The following is a 15646-nucleotide window of genomic DNA, read 5'->3' on the forward strand; positions in this document are numbered from 1 at the left end:
CGGCGGGGTCTGGACTCGCATCAAGGTCATCAAACCCCCTTCACCCCGGCCTTTTATCCTTTCGCCGGAACCCTTTGTCTTCAATGGCTACTCCTTTATTTTCACGATGGTGGGTCTGGAGACGATGACCTCGGATCGTTCGGAGACCGATGTCTGGATCGCACCGATTGACCCGACTGTGAACTTCTATCGGCAAGTCAGTAGCCCCGAGCCGATGGTCCGTATGGACCCTGAGGTTTTCATTACTGACCAAGGTCCGTTCATCTATTACAGTCAGCCCCAAGGCCGTTTCCGCATCATCCACCGCTGTGCCACCGGGCTGGGTCCCCGGCGCAATTAGCCCCCAGAAGGAAGTCAAGTCCCCCTACCGCTTGCATAATTAGGACTGTTGTTAGGAAGCCACCCATGAGTGATCTAGGGTTGACCCATGTGGCCTTGCCCGTCCGTGACCTAGATAGCAGTCTTGATTTCTATGGGCGGTATGCAGGGATGAAAGTCGTCCACCGCCGCCAAGATGACGAGGGTGAAGTGGCCTGGATTACGGACCAGACTAGGCCCTTTGTAATTGTGCTGATCAAAAAAGCCCAAGTCACGCATCCGCTCTTACCCTCAGCCCATCTGGGGGTCGCCTGTGCCACCCGTGAAGAGGTAGACCGCCTCTGTGCCCAAGCCCGGGCCGAGGGTTGTCTACGCGATGGTCCCGCTGATGCTGGAGCACCCATCGGCTATTGGGCCTTCCTCGCCGATCCCGATGGACACACGCTCGAACTCTCCTACGGGCAGGAAGTGACTTTTACGGTGGAGCAGGCAGGGTAGGGGACAGAAACTCGCTCAGCATTGTTGCGTACAATAGAAATATTCTGGCTTGACCTACCGCACCGATGGCTTACCGCGACTATTACCGCATCCTGGACGTATCACAGACAGCAAACGAACAGGAAATCAAGACAGCCTACCGCAAACTCGCCCGCCAACTCCATCCAGACCTCAATCCTGGCAACAAAAAGGCTGAAGAACGCTTCAAAGAGGTCAATGAAGCCTATGAGATCCTGTCGGATGCCGACAAACGTCGTCAATATGACCTCTACGGTCGTTGGCAACAGCAGAGCGGCGGGCGTACCGCCAGCCCACCCGCGCCCGGTGGTTTTGGGGGCGGGATGCCGGGGGCTGAGGACTTTAACTTCTCTAATTTCGGTAACTTTGAGGAGTTTATTGATTTTTTGTTGGGCAATCGACGCGAGGGTAGCGGGAGCAATCGCCCTACACCCAACCGGGGTGAAAGCGTGGAAATGAGTGCGGAGTTGACCCTGGAGGAGGCTTTCCAAGGAACCCATAAACGGTACCGGACCAGTGCCGGGAAGGTGATTGAGGTCAATTTCCCGGCGGGAGTACAGGCGGGTTCTAAAATCCGTGTGAGCGGTGAAGGCCGTGAAGGGGCAGGCGGGGCAGCGGGGGATTTACTCTTGACGGTGAAACTGGCGGCCCATCCTTTTTATACGGTGGAGGGCGATGACCTGTTGCTGGAACTTCCCCTCACCCCGGCTGAGGCAGTCTTGGGTGCCCAGGTGGAGGTGCCGACCCTAGAGGGTAAAGTCCGGCTCAATATTCCCAAAGGGACCACAAGCGGACGGACCCTCCGGTTAACGGGCAAGGGCCTCAAACGGCTCAAGGGCACAGGCCGGGGCGACCAACTAGTGAAAGTCCACATCGAAGTCCCCGCCCGTCCCAGCGACAGCGAACGAGAACTCTACGAGAAGCTCGCCAAAGTCGAATCCCCGGCCTCCATCCGCAGTAGTTTTGTTTGATATTCTGTGTGAACTGGACCTTACCTTGAGGACTGCCATGCCGCCCCGTCTCTCTAGTCCACCGGACCCGAACAACCCCGAATACCAGCTACTCCGCGACCGGATTAACTACGCGGTCCATGTCGCACTATTCCTCTGTGTAAATATGGTGCTGCTATTTCTGGAACAGTTCTGGCGGGTGCAGTGGCCCTGGCGGGGTTGGTTAACTCTGGTCTGGGCCATAGGGTTGGTCGCCCATACGGTTTGGGTGTTCTGGCTGACGAAATACGAGGGGACTTGACGGCGGGGCAATTCAGTCACCACAACTTAGGCTATGTCAACGGGGCTCAAGGCAGTCTCTTTGTTGTCGCTGATGGGGTGGGCGAATTTAGTAAAATTCATCGGCTAAGGGAACCGGGTAAACTACTCACCCGCACATGTGGAGAGCTTTAGTTGCACGTGGGGCCGTGCGGGTCGGCGGGAGCGCGAGGTCGGAACCTTAGGTTTCTGTCCTCGTGGGCTGTTGGGGATATTGGGGTCTAGGTATTTGGGCCGGGCTAGCCGTTATTTCACCCAGGTCTCCTTCAGCCAAGACGTGTAGACCGCCCGTTGTTGAGGCGTAACTTGGGGGCGGCGGACGAGTTTGTAGAGGTCGTTGGGTTGGCTACCGAGGGTGATGGGGAGGACCTGGAGTTGTTGGTTGCGGACGATGGTGAGTTGGATTACGGTGCTAGGAGAGTACGGGTTGAGGCGTTGCTGGTAATTCGCTGCGTCCACTTTGAAACTATCTAGGGCCAGCAATTCATCCCCAACATTCAGACCAGCTTGAGCAGCCGGCGTATTACTCAAAACACGGGTGACGAGCGCAGGTCCGGTTTTATTCCCAACTTCGAGACCGAGGTAAGCACGCGGAGTGGTACGGTCATCCTCACCCTTACTGAGTTCAGTTTTGAGAGCCAGACCCGCCACCGCTAAAGCTCCTTCTAGATCCAGTTCGCTGGTGCTGTAGACCGTCTTTTGGAAGAAACTCGTCAGATCAGCCCCGGCAACTTGACGACAGACCCGTTCAAAGTCTGCCGTGGTGTAACCAAGCTGGCCCGGTTGTCCAAAATTGGCATTCATCAGGCGTAGGACATCATCAAGAGAGCGACGGTTCTGGGTCAGGCGGCGGATCTCCAGATCCAACATCAAGCTCACCAACGCACCTTTGTCGTAGTAGGAAATACTGGAGTTGACCGAGTTTTCGTCGGGTCGGTAGTACTTGATCCAAGCGTCAAAACTAGACTGGGCTAGCGTCTGCACGTTGCGTCCCGGCGTTTGGCGATAGGACTTGATGGCATCAGCTAGTTTCTGCAAATAGTCATCGGTGGTCAGCAGACCCGCCCGCCGCAAAAATAGGTCATCGTAATAGCTGGTCGTCCCCTCAGCAATCCAGAGGTTAGGCGTATAGACTTCGCGGCTGTAGTCGAAAGGACCCAACCCCGCCGGCCGGATGCGCTTGACATTCCAGAGATGGAAGAACTCGTGACTGATGAGCCCCAGCACCTCCCGGTAGCTTTTTTGGGGCCGGAAACGCTCCGCCCCCACAGTCAAGGCCGTGGAATTGAGGTGTTCGAGCCCGCCGAGTCCCCCAGTGGGGGTACTGAACAGCAAAAAAGTGTAATTGGTGTAAGGGATACTACCAAAGAAATTTACCTGCTCCGTGACGAGTCGCTGGGTGTCCTGGGTCAGGCGGGCCGGGTCCGCGTTACTTGGACCGACTAGGACGAGGCGATGGGGCATACCTCTGACGGTGAAGGGATATTCTGTAAAGTCGCCCGTCACCGTGGGCGAGTCCACTAAAACATCGTAATTAGAAGCTAGGAACGTATTACTTTGACCGGGAATCGAGGGGAGACCCGTGGCAGTCTTAGTCCAGCCGGGTGCGGGTTTCACGACCAAGGTAATTGGTCGGTCCTGGAAGCCTTCTAGGTAGGGGAAGACGTTGGCCCCGTTGAAATAACCGTAGGCCGGACCCAGATAGCTCGTACGGACGGTCAGTTCGTTGGCGTAGACTCGGTACTTGAGCGTGACGTTCCCCGTGGAGGTCGCGGGAACCTGCCAGGTATTCTTATTGAGCTTAGTCACCGTGAGGGTTTGGCCCTGCCCGTCCACCGCTTGGACTTCCTGGACATGGCGAGCAAATTCACGGACCAGATAGGAACCAGGGGTCCAGACGGGTATAACCCACTGCAAAGGTTGCGCTGGAGCCTGGGCCACCTGGACCGTAACATCAAAATAATGGTTTTTCGGGTCGGGCATCGCAATTGTATAGGTGAGGTCCTGAGCCATAACCGCACTCCCCAACCACCCCCACACCAACAATCCCACGCGCCCAATGCCCATGACTGTCCCTATTTAGTTGCTCCATCGTCGGGATAAGCAATCCCCGCTGTCAACTATTTGCTAGTGCCAGCAGGTTACAAGGTAGTTCTCAGCTAAAAAATCGGGGGGTAAAATACCCCCCAGCAGTTTTAACGACGGGCAATCTGAGCGTCACCAGGATGAATACCCAAGCGCGTCAGGTTGATGCGGCCCTTACCGTCTACCTGTTTCACTTTCACCACGATCTCATCGCCGACATTGACTTCCTCTTCCACCTTGCGGACATGGCGGTCTGCGAGTTGGGAGATGTGGACCATGCCCTCTTTGCCGGGGAGGATCTGGACAAATGCGCCTAAGTGCGAGATGACCCGGCTCACACTGCCCAAGTAGACCCCGCCCACGTCAATCGTGCGCGTCAAGTCCTCAATCATCCTGAGGGCAATATTGGCTTTCTCGGATTGGGGCGCGGAGATAGTCACAGTCCCATCGTCCTCAATGTCAATCTTGGCCCCGGTCTCCTCGGTGATCCGCTTGATCGTCTTACCACCAGGACCAATCACTGTCCCAATCATGTCCACAGGGACTTTGATGGTCAGCAGGCGCGGTGCGTAGGGCGAGACCGTGGTGCGGGGCTGGTCGAGGGTAGCAAGCATCTTCTCTAGGATGAAAAGACGGCCCACTTTGGCCTGACTGAGGGCGGTTTCTAAGATCGCCAGGGTAATCCCCTCAATCTTGATATCCATCTGGAGGGCCGTAATCCCGTCGCGGCTCCCCGCAACTTTGAAGTCCATGTCCCCCAAGAAATCCTCAATCCCCTGAATATCGGTCAGGACCCGCACTTCCTCACCTTCTTTAATCAAGCCCATCGCCACCCCCGAAATCGGCTCGGCAATCGGTACCCCCGCATCCATCAGCGACAACGTTGAACCGCAGACCGAACCCATGGAGGTCGAACCGTTGGAGGACAGCACTTCCGAGACGACCCGGATCGTGTAGGGGAAAGCTTCTTTACTGGGGAGGACCGGGATCAAGGCCCGTTCCGCCAAAGCCCCGTGGCCCACTTCGCGCCGGGAGACCCCCCGGAGCGGCTTGACCTCGCCCGTGGAGAAGCCAGGGAAGTTGTAGTGGTGTAGGTAACGTTTTTCGTGGTCGGGGTTGAGGTCGTCCATCATCTGGGCATCCCCGGCGGTCCCGAGGGTGGTGATGGACAGGACTTGGGTCGAGCCACGGGTAAAGAGCCCGGTGCCATGGACCCGGGGCAATAACCCCGCCGCGCAACTGATGGGCCGGATCTCGTCCATTACCCGTCCGTCCACGCGCTTACCCTGACGGATGATCTGCTCACGCATCAGCTTCTTGGTCAGTTCCTCAAAGAGGTCGCCGTACTTGACTGGGCTGGTCTTCAAAGCCACTGCCAACGGGTCCTCAGCAGGTAACTGACTGAAGAGTGCTTTCACCTCGGCTTCGATGGCATCAAGTTTATTGTCCCGTTCTCCCTTGGGCAGGAATTCCCCCAGGATTTGGGCCACTTGTTCACCCGCCTTGGCTTTGATGAAATCAACCAGAGCTACATCCGTGGTCGCCGCCACAAATTCAGGCGTAGTAACCTCTAGGTCCTTCAGGAAGTCGCGCTGGAAGTCAAGCAACATCGAGACGGTTTCCATCCCATACTCAATGCCTTCCAGGATGTCCTCTTCCGCCAAACGGTTGGCTCCGCACTCGACCATGATCACGCCCCGGCTGGTTCCGGCCACAATCAGGTCCAAGTCGCCATCAGCGGCTTCTTTATAAGTGGGATTGATAATAAACTCATCGCCCATCAGCCCGACCCGCGCCGCTGCCACCGGACCATGGAAAGGAATCCGCGCCAACATCACCGCTAAGGAAGCCCCCAATAAAGCCAAGGTCTCCGGGGGAACGCTCTCATCCAAGGCCATGACCATCGTGACAATCTGCACATCGTTGAGAAATCCATCCGGGAAGAGGGGCCGGAGGGAACGGTCAATCAGTCGCGCCGCCAGGATTGCCCGCTCGGGCGCACGGCCCTCACGACGCATATAACTCCCTGGGAATCGCCCCGCCGCGTACTGCCGCTCCTCGTAATCCACTAACAAGGGGAAGAAATCAATGCCCTCACGCCGGGATTTGCTCATGGTCGCAGTCACCAACACTGCCGTCTCTCCCGCCTGGACTAGCACCGCTCCGCCCGCCTGTTGTGCCAATAACCCTGTACTCACGGTAATCTCGCGCCCGTGGATGGTCACGGACCGACGATATTGCTCCATTCTTGCCATCCCTTCTTTTTTTCTTTTCTTTACGAAATTCTAGCAATTTGCTCTCCCCCACGTAGGCACTTTCTTTGGTTTTTGCCCATGCCACAATGGAAAAGCAACTGCGGTCAATTAAATGGTCGAGGATACGTTTGATGTCGTCGTAGTGGGCGCGGGCCATAGCGGGGTCGAAGCCGCCCTTGCCGCTGCCCGATTGGGAGCCAAAACGCTCCTGATGACTATGAATTTGGACATGATTGCATGGCAGCCCTGTAACCCAGCAGTCGGGGGTCCGGCAAAATCCCAGCTAGTCCATGAGGTAGATGCCCTCGGTGGGGTGATGGGCAAACTAGCGGATCGTTGTTATTTGCACAAACGAGTCCTCAACCGTTCGCGGGGTCCGGCAGTGTGGGCCTTGCGGGCCCAGACCGACAAACGTGAATACAGTCATATTGCGAAACAATTGGTGGAAAACACTCCCAACCTGAGCCTCCGTCAGGGTATGGTCACGGATTTGCGTTTAGATAACAACGACCAAGTGAGCGGGGTCAGCACCTATTTCGGGGTGGAGATTGCCTGTCGTGCGGTTATTCTCACCACCGGGACATTCCTAGAGGGCAAGATCTGGATTGGTCGAACTTCTCTCCCGGCGGGACGGGCGGGGGAGTTCCCGGCCTTGGGCTTATCGGAGCGGTTGCGGGGCTTGGGGTTTGAGACGGGGCGGCTGAAGACCGGGACCCCGGCGCGGGTGGACCGCCGTTCCGTGGATTTCAGCGTGATGGAGGCGCAACCGCCTGATGAGGAAGCCCGCTGGTTCTCCTTTGACCCGACCGCTTGGGTGGAGCAGCCCCAGCAGAACTGTTATTTGACTCGGACGACAGCAGCAACTCATCAACTCATCCGCGAGAATTTACATCTGTCTCCGATGTATTGCGGGGATATTGATGCGAAAGGACCGCGCTATTGTCCGAGTATCGAAGATAAAATCATGCGGTTCGCCGATAAAGAAAGTCATCAGATTTTTATTGAACCCGAGGGCCGGGAAATCCCGGAACTTTATATCCAGGGTTTCTCCACCAGTCTGCCGGAGAATATCCAACGCCAGATGCTTAGAACGTTGCCGGGACTCGAAAATTGCGTCATGGTCCGTCCGGCCTACGCTGTGGAATACGATTATGTCCCCGCGACCCAGTGCTATCCGACTTTGATGACCAAACGGGTGGCTGGGTTGTTTTGTGCCGGTCAGGTCAATGGCACCACGGGCTATGAAGAAGCTGCTGCCCAGGGTTTGGTGGCAGGAATTAACAGTGCCCGGTATTGTGCGGGACAACCGCTGTGGACATTTAAACGTGAGGAGAGTTATCTCGGGACCTTGATTGATGACTTGGTTACCAAAGAAGTCCGCGAACCCTACCGGATGCTGACCTCTCGTTCTGAGTACCGTTTGCTGTTGCGCTCCGACAATGCCGACCAACGCCTGACTCCCCTTGGACGCGAGCTGGGGTTAATTGATGACCGCCGCTGGGGACTTTTTCAACACAAATACGCCCAGATTGTCCACCACACGCTTCATTTGGAACAAGTCCGCATTACGGCTCATTCGGAGGCGGGTCAAGCGGTCATGGCCCAGACTAAGGAACCGATCCAACGGGCGATTACGCTGGCGGATCTACTCCGGCGTCCGGGAGTCCACTATCCCCAGTTGCAGCAGTTGGGTCTAGTCGAATCCTTGCCCAGGGCGGTCTATGAAGGCGTTGAGATTGCTCTTAAATATGCCGGGTATATCGAACGTCAAACCCAGCAGATCGCCCGTTCCAGTCAACAGGGTGATTTACCTTTGGCGGTGGACCTAGATTACCGTAGCCTCGCTTTTCTCTCCAAGGAATCCCGCGAGAAACTAAGCCAAGCCCGTCCTCTCACCGTGGGTCAGGCCAGCCGTCTGGCTGGGGTCTCACCCGCCGACATCAACGCCCTACTCGTCTATCTCCAAGCGGGTAAAACACCCCGCGCCCTCCCGGTTTGACCCAGGCAATCTGAACTTTTTAAGCGAACTAGTGCGGTTAAAATTAAATCCACTGGGGGTTAACCGCTGGAAACTATGTGTGAATCACAAATAGTCGCCTATCCTTAACCGCGCCCGTCAGGACCTTGCTTGGCAGTTTCCAGAGGTTGCCTTAACAAGGTCCGTCCGGGCTGATATCTCAACCCAGGGCGGGGATATCCTACCCCCGTTGTTGTGGGGCTGGCTGGGGTCCGCACGTCTGTCAAGTACGACAAGCTTTACACCCAGACGGTAGGGCTGGGATTGACCGACGATGTACAATTACACGCCGCCCGGTTGTGCAATCTGCAACCGGAAGCAGCCCGGCTAGAAATGGACATGGGACCGGGCCACACCTTGCCGGACTTGGGACAAGGCTGGATGAAGCCAAAAGCGGGGGGGTCTCCGTCCGTCTAGCCCGGTCCCGAGTTGCCGCCGCCGTTCCAATGCTCTTTAGTGCGCTTTTTAGGTTTTTGACCCGCAAGCCTTACCACTTCTGCCCCCCACCAACCCCCCCAGACTACTAGGGGGCTTTAGCCTGTCTGGGTGAGCGGGGGAGCTATCCGGAGGGATAGTTTGCTAGGTTGAAAGCTGGACGCGGAGAATTTGTGAAGCTTCATCTTTTGCTCCTGGGACTGCTCGCATTACCTATCCAAGCCGAGTCGATAGTTACCCAGAGTCTACCCATCACAGCAAGGGTCCAGTTGGGCCATCAGACAATTGGTTTAGAAGTGGCCCGCACGCCCCGGCAGCGCGCGATCGGGCTGATGGGACGCAAGGACCTCCCGGCTGACCGGGGCATGGTTTTCCTCTTCGACCCGCCCGCTTTTGTCAGTTTTTGGATGCGTAACTGTCTTATTTCCCTGGATATGGTCTTTGTGCGTCAGGGCCGGATTGTGAATTTGACTGCGAACGCGCCGCCCTGCACCACCGCTCAACCCGAGCAATGCCCCCGTTATCCCGTCACGGGTCCGGTACCCGCCGATCAAGTAATTGAACTACGGGCGGGGCAGATCCAACAACTCAAGCTCAAGGTCAATGATCCAGTTATGGTCACTTTTTCAAAGCCAGCAGTTTCTATAATTAAGTGATGAGTACCACGCCACCGCTTTTGGGCCAATCCTACGATGAACTCTCCTACTGGCTCAGCACCCAGGGGGAACCGCCTTACCGGGCGAAACAGCTACACCAGTGGCTCTACACGCGCAATTTACAATCTTTGGACGAAGTGACGGTTTTCTCTAAACGTTGGCGCGAGGCCAATGCTAAAGTGAAAGTGGGCCGCTCCCAGGTCCTCCAACGTACGCCCAGTCCCGACGGCACCGTGAAATATCTGCTCGGGTTAGCGGACGGTGAGAATATCGAGACCGTCGGGATACCCACGGCAAGGCGGCTCACGGTCTGTGTGTCCTCCCAAGTCGGCTGTCCAATGGCCTGTACATTTTGTGCCACCGGAAAGTCTGGTTTTGCCCGGAATTTGCAGATCCACGAGATCTTGGATCAGGTCTTGACGGTCCAAGCAGACTTTGGACGGCGGGTGAGCCACATCGTCTTCATGGGCATGGGCGAACCCCTCTTGAATCTAAAAAATCTCCACACTAGCGTCGAGCGCATTAACGAAGATATCGGGATCAGTGCCCGTAATATCACGATTTCCACGGTTGGGGTGAAGGGCCGGATTCGGGCTTTAGGCCAATACCGACTTCAAACCACACTGGCAGTCTCTCTGCACGCGCCCAATCCAGATCTAAGGCTCCAACTTATTCCCAGTGCCCAGCACTACCCACTGGATGAGTTACTAGCCGAGTGTAAGGAATACATGGAGTTGACCAGCCGTCGTTTCACCTTTGAATACACCCTGCTCAAGGATGTGAACGACCAAGATTTTCATGCCCGCGAGTTGGCCCAACGGGTGCGCGGCTTCCAGTGTCACGTCAACCTCATCCCCTACAACCCGGTCGCCGGTCTAGACTACAAGCGGCCCACGCCCCCACGGGTTCAAGCTTTCTTAGCAGTCCTTGAAGCTTACCGTGTCCAAGCCTCAGTGCGTCAAACCAGAGGCAGTGCCGAAGCCGCTGCCTGTGGTCAGCTACGTCGGCAAATCCTAACGACAGCAATTAACTAGGGACGGGTCTGGATCGTAGCGTTGCCATTAATTAAAGTTTGACAGGCTAAACGATAGGTTTTGGGCTTGCGGGCAAGCATCCGTTGCTCGGCTGGGGTCCGGTCGGAGAGGTTGTCTTCTCCCGCCACTACATCTACTACACAGGTCCCGCAGTCTCCATTGCCGTTACAACACAGGAATTTGTTTAGAGCCTTGTAAAGCTCTACTTTTGCCCCAATCGAAACCTCCCGGAGGTTCGTGCCCTCGAGTGCATCAACTTGAATTCCTTCGCGCTGGTAAATAATCGCCGCCATGTGCCCTGTGTTGAATTCGTATCTCAATTGTGGGTTACCCATTAAGGTTTGTAAAGAAAACGGAAATATGGATTAGCGTCCTAACTTGGTTGCACAATGTATGAGATCTAGTTACACTTCTTTATACTATGGCAGCCCGTCTGAAAGCGCGGTCGCCATGGTCATAAAGCTCCAGACGTGGCGGAGGATTTCTTGACATGGGACTACCTTGGTACAGGGTGCACACAGTGGTGGTCAATGACCCCGGTCGTTTGATTGCCGTCCACTTGATGCACACCGCCCTCGTGGCGGGTTGGGCTGGCTCAATGGCCCTCTATGAAGTTGCGAGTTACAACCCCAACGACGCCGTCCTCAACCCGATGTGGCGACAAGGGATGTACGTTTTACCTTTTATGACCCGTTTGGGTGTCGTGAACTCTTGGTCTGGTTGGTCGGTTTTCGGTCCTTACAGTGCCGATGGTTTTGGTAATCCTTTGCTTGGGGATATTGGTTTTTGGTCCTTTGAGGGGATCGCAGCGGCCCACATTGTTTTATCGGGACTGTTATTCCTGGCGGCTTGCTGGCACTGGGTCAACTGGGACTTAGATCTCTTCCGGGACCCGCGTACTGGCGACTTGGTACTGGATCTACCGAAGATTTTTGGTATCCATCTTCTACTTTCCGGTTTATTGTGCTTTGGCTTTGGGGCTTTTCACCTGACGGGGGTGTTTGGTCCGGGGATGTGGGTGACGGACCCCCTGGGGTTAACGGGACACGTCCAACCTGTGGCACCTGCTTGGGGGCCAGACGGCTTTGACCCCTACAATCCCGGTGGCGTTGTGGCTCACCATATTGCAGCAGGTATTGTCGGTATCCTAGGCGGGATTTTTCACATCTTGGTGCGGCCCCCCGAGCGGCTCTTTCGTTCGCTTCGCATGGGTAACATCGAGACGGTACTCTCAAGTTCAATTGCGGCGGTCTTCTTTGCCGCTTTCGTAGTGGCGGGGACGATGTGGTACGGCACCGCTACAGCCCCGGTAGATTTGTTTGGTCCCACCCGCTACCAGTGGGATGACAAGGTTTTTAACAAGGAAATCGCAAGCCGGGTCCAGAGGGGTATTGAGGCTGGCCTGACCCCATCGCAGGCCAACGCTGTCCTCCCTTTGACGGCCTACGAGCAAGAGGTCTTGGTCAACAAGGCCCCGACTCGTCTCGATTGGTCGGCTGAGAAAGCAGCGGAACAGGTCTCGACGCGCCTGCGCTTCTACGATTACGTGGGCAACAACCCAGCCAAGGGCGGTCTATTCCGCGCGGGTCCGATGAATAGTGGCGACGGGATTGCGACGGAGTGGCTGGGCTATCCAGTTTTCAAGGATGCTGAGGGCCGTGAACTTAAGGTGGACCGTCTCAACACCTTATTTGAGACCCAGCCAGTGGTCCTTAAGGATGCCCAGGGTATTGTCCGTGCCGACATCCCCTTCCAGCGTTCGGAGGCCCAGTTTAGCTTCGAGCAGACCGGGGTGACGGTGGCTTTCTTGGGGGGTAAGCTCAATGGTCAGACCTTTGACGAGCCCGCCCTTGTCAAGCGTTACGCCCGGAGTGCCCAGAGTGGCGAGTTGTTTGAATTCGACCGTACCCGTAGCGACGGGGTTTTCCGAGCCAGTCCGCGTACTTGGTTCGCCTTAGCCCACGGGGTCTTTGCCCTATTGTTCTTCTTTGGGCATATCTGGCACGGGTCACGCACCCTGTTCCTCGACGTGTTCACTGGGATGGACCCGATGCGTGAAGAGGAAGAGTTCGAGTATGGGTTCTTCAAGAAAGTCGGTGATAAGAGTACCCGCGTCGAGGCCTAGTAATAGGCAGTTTTGACGTATGGTGGAATGGCAACAGGAGGTTCACATGGAAAGCGGCATCACTACCATTGTTTACGTAGCTATCCTGGCGATGATCCTGGGTACCCTCTTCTTCGCCATCTTCTTTCGGGAAGACCCTGATAAGTACATGAAGAGACGCGAAGACGAAAAATAACGCATCATGATTGATGCGAGGGGCGAGTTACAAACTCGCCTTTTCTTATGGTCTCTTATCGCTGTCAGGAACCATGGTTCACTCCTTTCGCATCCTGCTAGTCGGTTTAGTTGAACCTACAGTCTCAGGTTTGATGGCCCAGTTCCAACAGGCGGGTTATTGTCCTGAGTATCAAATTCAACCAGACGCCTCTGTCCTTCTCCAGGATTGGGACGTGGCGTTGGTCGAGGGTCAAGTCGCCCTAGCCGTGTTGCAGGTGGCGACGCGGCCCGTGGTTATACTCGCCATACCCGGTTCCGTGGTGCAAGCGGTAGCAGTGATGAAGGCGGGTGCGATTGATTACTTGACCTCTACGGAAAATTTAGTCCCCACAGTCTGTCAAGCCTTGACTCAACCAACCCGTGGGTTCTTTGGGCATGAACATCCTGAGGCGGCTCTACGCCAAAGCACTGCTCAACTTAAGAAGATTTTTGAATCTCTACCTGATCTCTATTTTCGATTGAGTACCGATGGTACAATCCTGGGCTACCAAGGGGGACTTGAAGCCCGCCTTTACACCCCACCAGAGCAATTCTTGGGCCGCCCATTAAATCAAGTTTTGCCTGTAGAGGTGGCTCAATTACTTGAGCAGGCGATCGCCCAAGTCGTCCAGACCCGAAGCTTAGTGAAGATCGAGTACAGTCTGCTCGTTCAGGGTGCGCTAGGGAATTTTGAGGCACGACTGCTGCCGCTGCTTGAAGACCAGCTAATTGTCGTGATCCGCGACATCACCGCCGACCATCATAAAGAGCTAGAACGTACCCATGCGGAGGCTAAGTACCGGAGTATTTTTGAAAACGCTATGGAGGGCATGTTTCAGACTACAGCCCAGGGCGGTTATCTCAGTGCTAATCCTGCCCTTGCCCGGATGTATAGCTACACTTCAGTTGAGCAGTTGATGCAAGCAGTGACGGATCTCGGTCAACAACTCTATGTCAACCCTGAGCACCGGGCTGATTTCATCCGGTTGATGGAGCGGCAGTCGGAAGTTACGGGTTTTGAGACGCAGGCTCGTTGTCGGGACGGACGGATTATCTGGATTGCTGAGAATGTACGGGCGGTGCGCGATGAGCAAGGCCAACTGCTCTACTACGAGGGCACAGTAGAAGATATCACCCAGCGCAAACAAGCGGAGGCTGCGCTGCGTGAGAGCGAAGAGCGGTACCGGATTTTGGCAGAACACGCCACCGATATGATCTCGCGCCATGCACTGAGTGGACCTTTCCTTTATGCTTCTCCTGCCTGTCTAAAGCTTTTGGGATACACCCCTGAAGAACTAATAAATACTACGCCAAACCAGTTTTTCCATCCTGAAGATCTCTATTTGATCGAGACTATGCGGAGCATCGTGCTCTCGACAATACCCTCCACCACAACGATCACTTTTGATTACCGCGCCCGTCACAAAAGTGGTGAGTACATTTGGTTTGAGACGACGAGTCAAGGCGTCCCGGACGACTCAGGTATGGTTCAAGAAATTATTGCCGTCTCGCGGAATATTAACCAGCGTAAGCAGACCGAAGTTGCCCTGCGTCAAAGTGAAGAGCGGACCCGTGCCCTTCTTGATGCGATCCCTGATATTATCCTGCGCTATCGGGTAGACGGAACGATGCTCGATTTCAAAACTTGCCATCCGAGTCTCAACGCTCAGCCCGCATGGTTTGAGTCCCTCAGCGAGCTAGACCTACCCGCTGTCGTGAAAGACCAACTCTTGACGGCCCTCCAATTGGCTGGGGTGACGGGCGAACTCCAAACCTACGAGTACCAACTGACTCAGTCCGATGGTCTACACAGCTATGAAGCCCGAGTCATCCATTGCAATCTAGATGAAGCAGTCTGTATCATTCGCGATATCAGTGACCGGGTCGCCGCCCTAGCCCAGCGTGAGGCCCTAGAAGTAGCAGAGTTACGGATGCAGGAGCTCCAAAAGCTCAGTCGGCTTAAGGATGATTTTTTGAGTACGGTCTCCCACGAACTCAGAACCCCGATGACCAATATGCGGATGGTCATTCGGATGTTACGCTCCTCCCCCAGTGAGGCCAAGCTCCAGACTTACTTGCAAATCCTCGATGCCGAGTGTGACCGTGAAACCAACTTAATCAACGACTTACTGGACCTACAGCGGCTGGAAGAAACCACAAAGTTCCTCACCCCGGTTCTGATTGAGCTAACAACTTGGCTCCCCGAACTGCTGCTACCTTTTCAAGAGCGGGTCCGGGCAAACCAACAGACCCTCGCTCTCCAGTTTGCGTCGGTCCCGCCTATCACCTCCGACCGTCCCAGTCTAGAAAGGATCCTCGTTGAACTAGTTAATAACGCCTGCAAATATACGCCCCAGGGAGCTGCCATGCAGATTAAAGTTCACTGCCCGACCGAAACCCTGATTGCCATCCAAGTGATCAATCAGGGTCCGACGATCCCACCGGAGGACCTGACGCGAATCTTTGAGAAATTTTACCGCATCCCCAATGCTGACCCCTGGCAACAGGGCGGGACGGGTTTGGGCCTCGCCCTTGTCAAGCGTTTAACGGCTCAGTTGCAAGGTACGATCACCGTCCAGAGTGAAGCTGAGGAGATTATCTTCACCCTGACCCTACCTCGTGAGCTAGGAGCCCCTCCGCCCCAGCAGGGGACTAAGGCAGAAGAGGTCTTTCCTAGCTCCCCTTGAAAAGGGGGATCACTTTGGTAGTAAGGGTAGAAGTTACTTTGGTAGAGAACTGGGG

General features: G+C 55.5%; 12 protein-coding genes and 1 pseudogene. 10 read left to right on the top strand and 3 right to left on the bottom strand.

Annotation, left to right across the window (positions count from 1 at the left end):
- The 4 genes and pseudogenes from HFM78_RS10915 to HFM78_RS10930 form a co-directional block, all read left to right on the top strand.
- Positions 1-340, top strand: a pseudogene (locus tag HFM78_RS10915) (hypothetical protein); the annotation flags it as partial.
- Between the two features lie 65 nt (positions 341-405).
- Positions 406-816 (top strand): VOC family protein, encoded by a 411-nt coding sequence (locus HFM78_RS10920; protein WP_287129479.1) that lies wholly within the window; start codon positions 406-408, stop codon positions 814-816.
- Between the two features lie 65 nt (positions 817-881).
- A complete protein-coding gene (locus tag HFM78_RS10925; protein ID WP_287129480.1) occupies positions 882-1805 on the top strand; it encodes a DnaJ C-terminal domain-containing protein in 924 nt (307 codons plus the stop codon).
- Positions 1798-2085, top strand: a complete 288-nt coding sequence (locus HFM78_RS10930; RefSeq protein ID WP_287129481.1) for a 2TM domain-containing protein — start codon at positions 1798-1800, stop codon at positions 2083-2085. Before HFM78_RS10925 ends, HFM78_RS10930 begins: the two co-directional genes overlap by 8 nt.
- 263 nt (positions 2086-2348) lie before the next feature.
- On the opposite strand, the gene HFM78_RS10935 is transcribed toward HFM78_RS10930, so the two are convergent.
- Together HFM78_RS10935 and HFM78_RS10940 are read right to left on the bottom strand one after the other, a co-directional pair.
- The gene (locus HFM78_RS10935; RefSeq protein WP_287129482.1) at positions 2349-4169 is read right to left on the bottom strand and encodes a M61 family metallopeptidase; all 1821 of its coding nucleotides are present in this window, start codon (positions 4167-4169) and stop codon (positions 2349-2351) included.
- 128 nt (positions 4170-4297) lie between these two features.
- Positions 4298-6433 carry a polyribonucleotide nucleotidyltransferase gene (locus tag HFM78_RS10940; protein ID WP_396033154.1) on the bottom strand — a complete coding sequence of 712 codons (2136 nt, stop codon included), beginning with the start codon at positions 6431-6433 and terminating at the stop codon, positions 4298-4300.
- Between the two features lie 121 nt (positions 6434-6554).
- Between HFM78_RS10940 and mnmG the strand changes: the two genes are divergently transcribed.
- The 3 genes from mnmG (at position 6555) to rlmN (ending at position 10584) form a co-directional block, all read left to right on the top strand.
- A complete protein-coding gene (gene mnmG, locus HFM78_RS10945; RefSeq protein WP_287129484.1) occupies positions 6555-8441 on the top strand; it encodes a tRNA uridine-5-carboxymethylaminomethyl(34) synthesis enzyme MnmG in 1887 nt (628 codons plus the stop codon).
- A gap of 626 nt (positions 8442-9067) precedes the next feature.
- On the top strand, positions 9068-9550 hold the full coding sequence (locus tag HFM78_RS10950; protein ID WP_287129485.1) for a DUF192 domain-containing protein: 483 nt from the start codon (positions 9068-9070) through the stop codon (positions 9548-9550).
- Positions 9550-10584: a 23S rRNA (adenine(2503)-C(2))-methyltransferase RlmN gene (gene rlmN, locus HFM78_RS10955; protein ID WP_287129486.1), complete on the top strand. Its 1035-nt coding sequence runs from the start codon at positions 9550-9552 to the stop codon at positions 10582-10584. Before HFM78_RS10950 ends, rlmN begins: the two co-directional genes overlap by 1 nt.
- On the opposite strand, the gene HFM78_RS10960 is transcribed toward rlmN, so the two are convergent.
- Positions 10581-10877 carry a 2Fe-2S iron-sulfur cluster-binding protein gene (locus tag HFM78_RS10960; protein ID WP_287129487.1) on the bottom strand — a complete coding sequence of 99 codons (297 nt, stop codon included), beginning with the start codon at positions 10875-10877 and terminating at the stop codon, positions 10581-10583. The genes rlmN and HFM78_RS10960 overlap by 4 nt on opposite strands.
- A 197-nt stretch (positions 10878-11074) precedes the next feature.
- Here HFM78_RS10960 and HFM78_RS10965 point away from each other — a divergent pair, with 197 nt between their 5' ends.
- The 3 genes from HFM78_RS10965 (at position 11075) to HFM78_RS10975 (ending at position 15591) form a co-directional block, all read left to right on the top strand.
- Positions 11075-12709, top strand: coding sequence for a photosystem II chlorophyll-binding protein CP47 (locus HFM78_RS10965; RefSeq protein ID WP_287129488.1), 1635 nt, complete (start codon positions 11075-11077; stop codon positions 12707-12709).
- Positions 12710-12755: 46 nt separating this feature from the next.
- Complete coding sequence (locus tag HFM78_RS10970; protein ID WP_287129489.1) at positions 12756-12884, top strand: photosystem II reaction center protein T; 129 nt, start codon at positions 12756-12758, stop codon at positions 12882-12884.
- A 73-nt stretch (positions 12885-12957) separates the two neighbouring features.
- Positions 12958-15591, top strand: coding sequence for a PAS domain-containing sensor histidine kinase (locus tag HFM78_RS10975; RefSeq protein WP_287129490.1), 2634 nt, complete (start codon positions 12958-12960; stop codon positions 15589-15591).
- Positions 15592-15646: the final 55 nt, after the last annotated feature.

Source organism: Candidatus Cyanaurora vandensis, assembly GCF_013285555.1.
Taxonomy (GTDB): domain Bacteria; phylum Cyanobacteriota; class Cyanobacteriia; order Gloeobacterales; family Anthocerotibacteraceae; genus Cyanaurora; species Cyanaurora vandensis.

Coding starts and splice junctions, on each gene's coding strand:
- HFM78_RS10920 (WP_287129479.1), top strand. CDS start 406: ATGAGTGATCTAGGGTTGACCCATGTGGCCTTGCCCGTCCGTGACCTA.
- HFM78_RS10925 (WP_287129480.1), top strand. CDS start 882: ATGGCTTACCGCGACTATTACCGCATCCTGGACGTATCACAGACAGCA.
- HFM78_RS10935 (WP_287129482.1), bottom strand. CDS start 4,169: ATGGGCATTGGGCGCGTGGGATTGTTGGTGTGGGGGTGGTTGGGGAGT.
- HFM78_RS10940 (WP_396033154.1), bottom strand. CDS start 6,433: ATGGAGCAATATCGTCGGTCCGTGACCATCCACGGGCGCGAGATTACC.
- mnmG (WP_287129484.1), top strand. CDS start 6,555: ATGGTCGAGGATACGTTTGATGTCGTCGTAGTGGGCGCGGGCCATAGC.
- rlmN (WP_287129486.1), top strand. CDS start 9,550: ATGAGTACCACGCCACCGCTTTTGGGCCAATCCTACGATGAACTCTCC.
- HFM78_RS10960 (WP_287129487.1), bottom strand. CDS start 10,877: ATGGCGGCGATTATTTACCAGCGCGAAGGAATTCAAGTTGATGCACTC.
- HFM78_RS10965 (WP_287129488.1), top strand. CDS start 11,075: ATGGGACTACCTTGGTACAGGGTGCACACAGTGGTGGTCAATGACCCC.
- HFM78_RS10970 (WP_287129489.1), top strand. CDS start 12,756: ATGGAAAGCGGCATCACTACCATTGTTTACGTAGCTATCCTGGCGATG.
- HFM78_RS10975 (WP_287129490.1), top strand. CDS start 12,958: ATGGTTCACTCCTTTCGCATCCTGCTAGTCGGTTTAGTTGAACCTACA.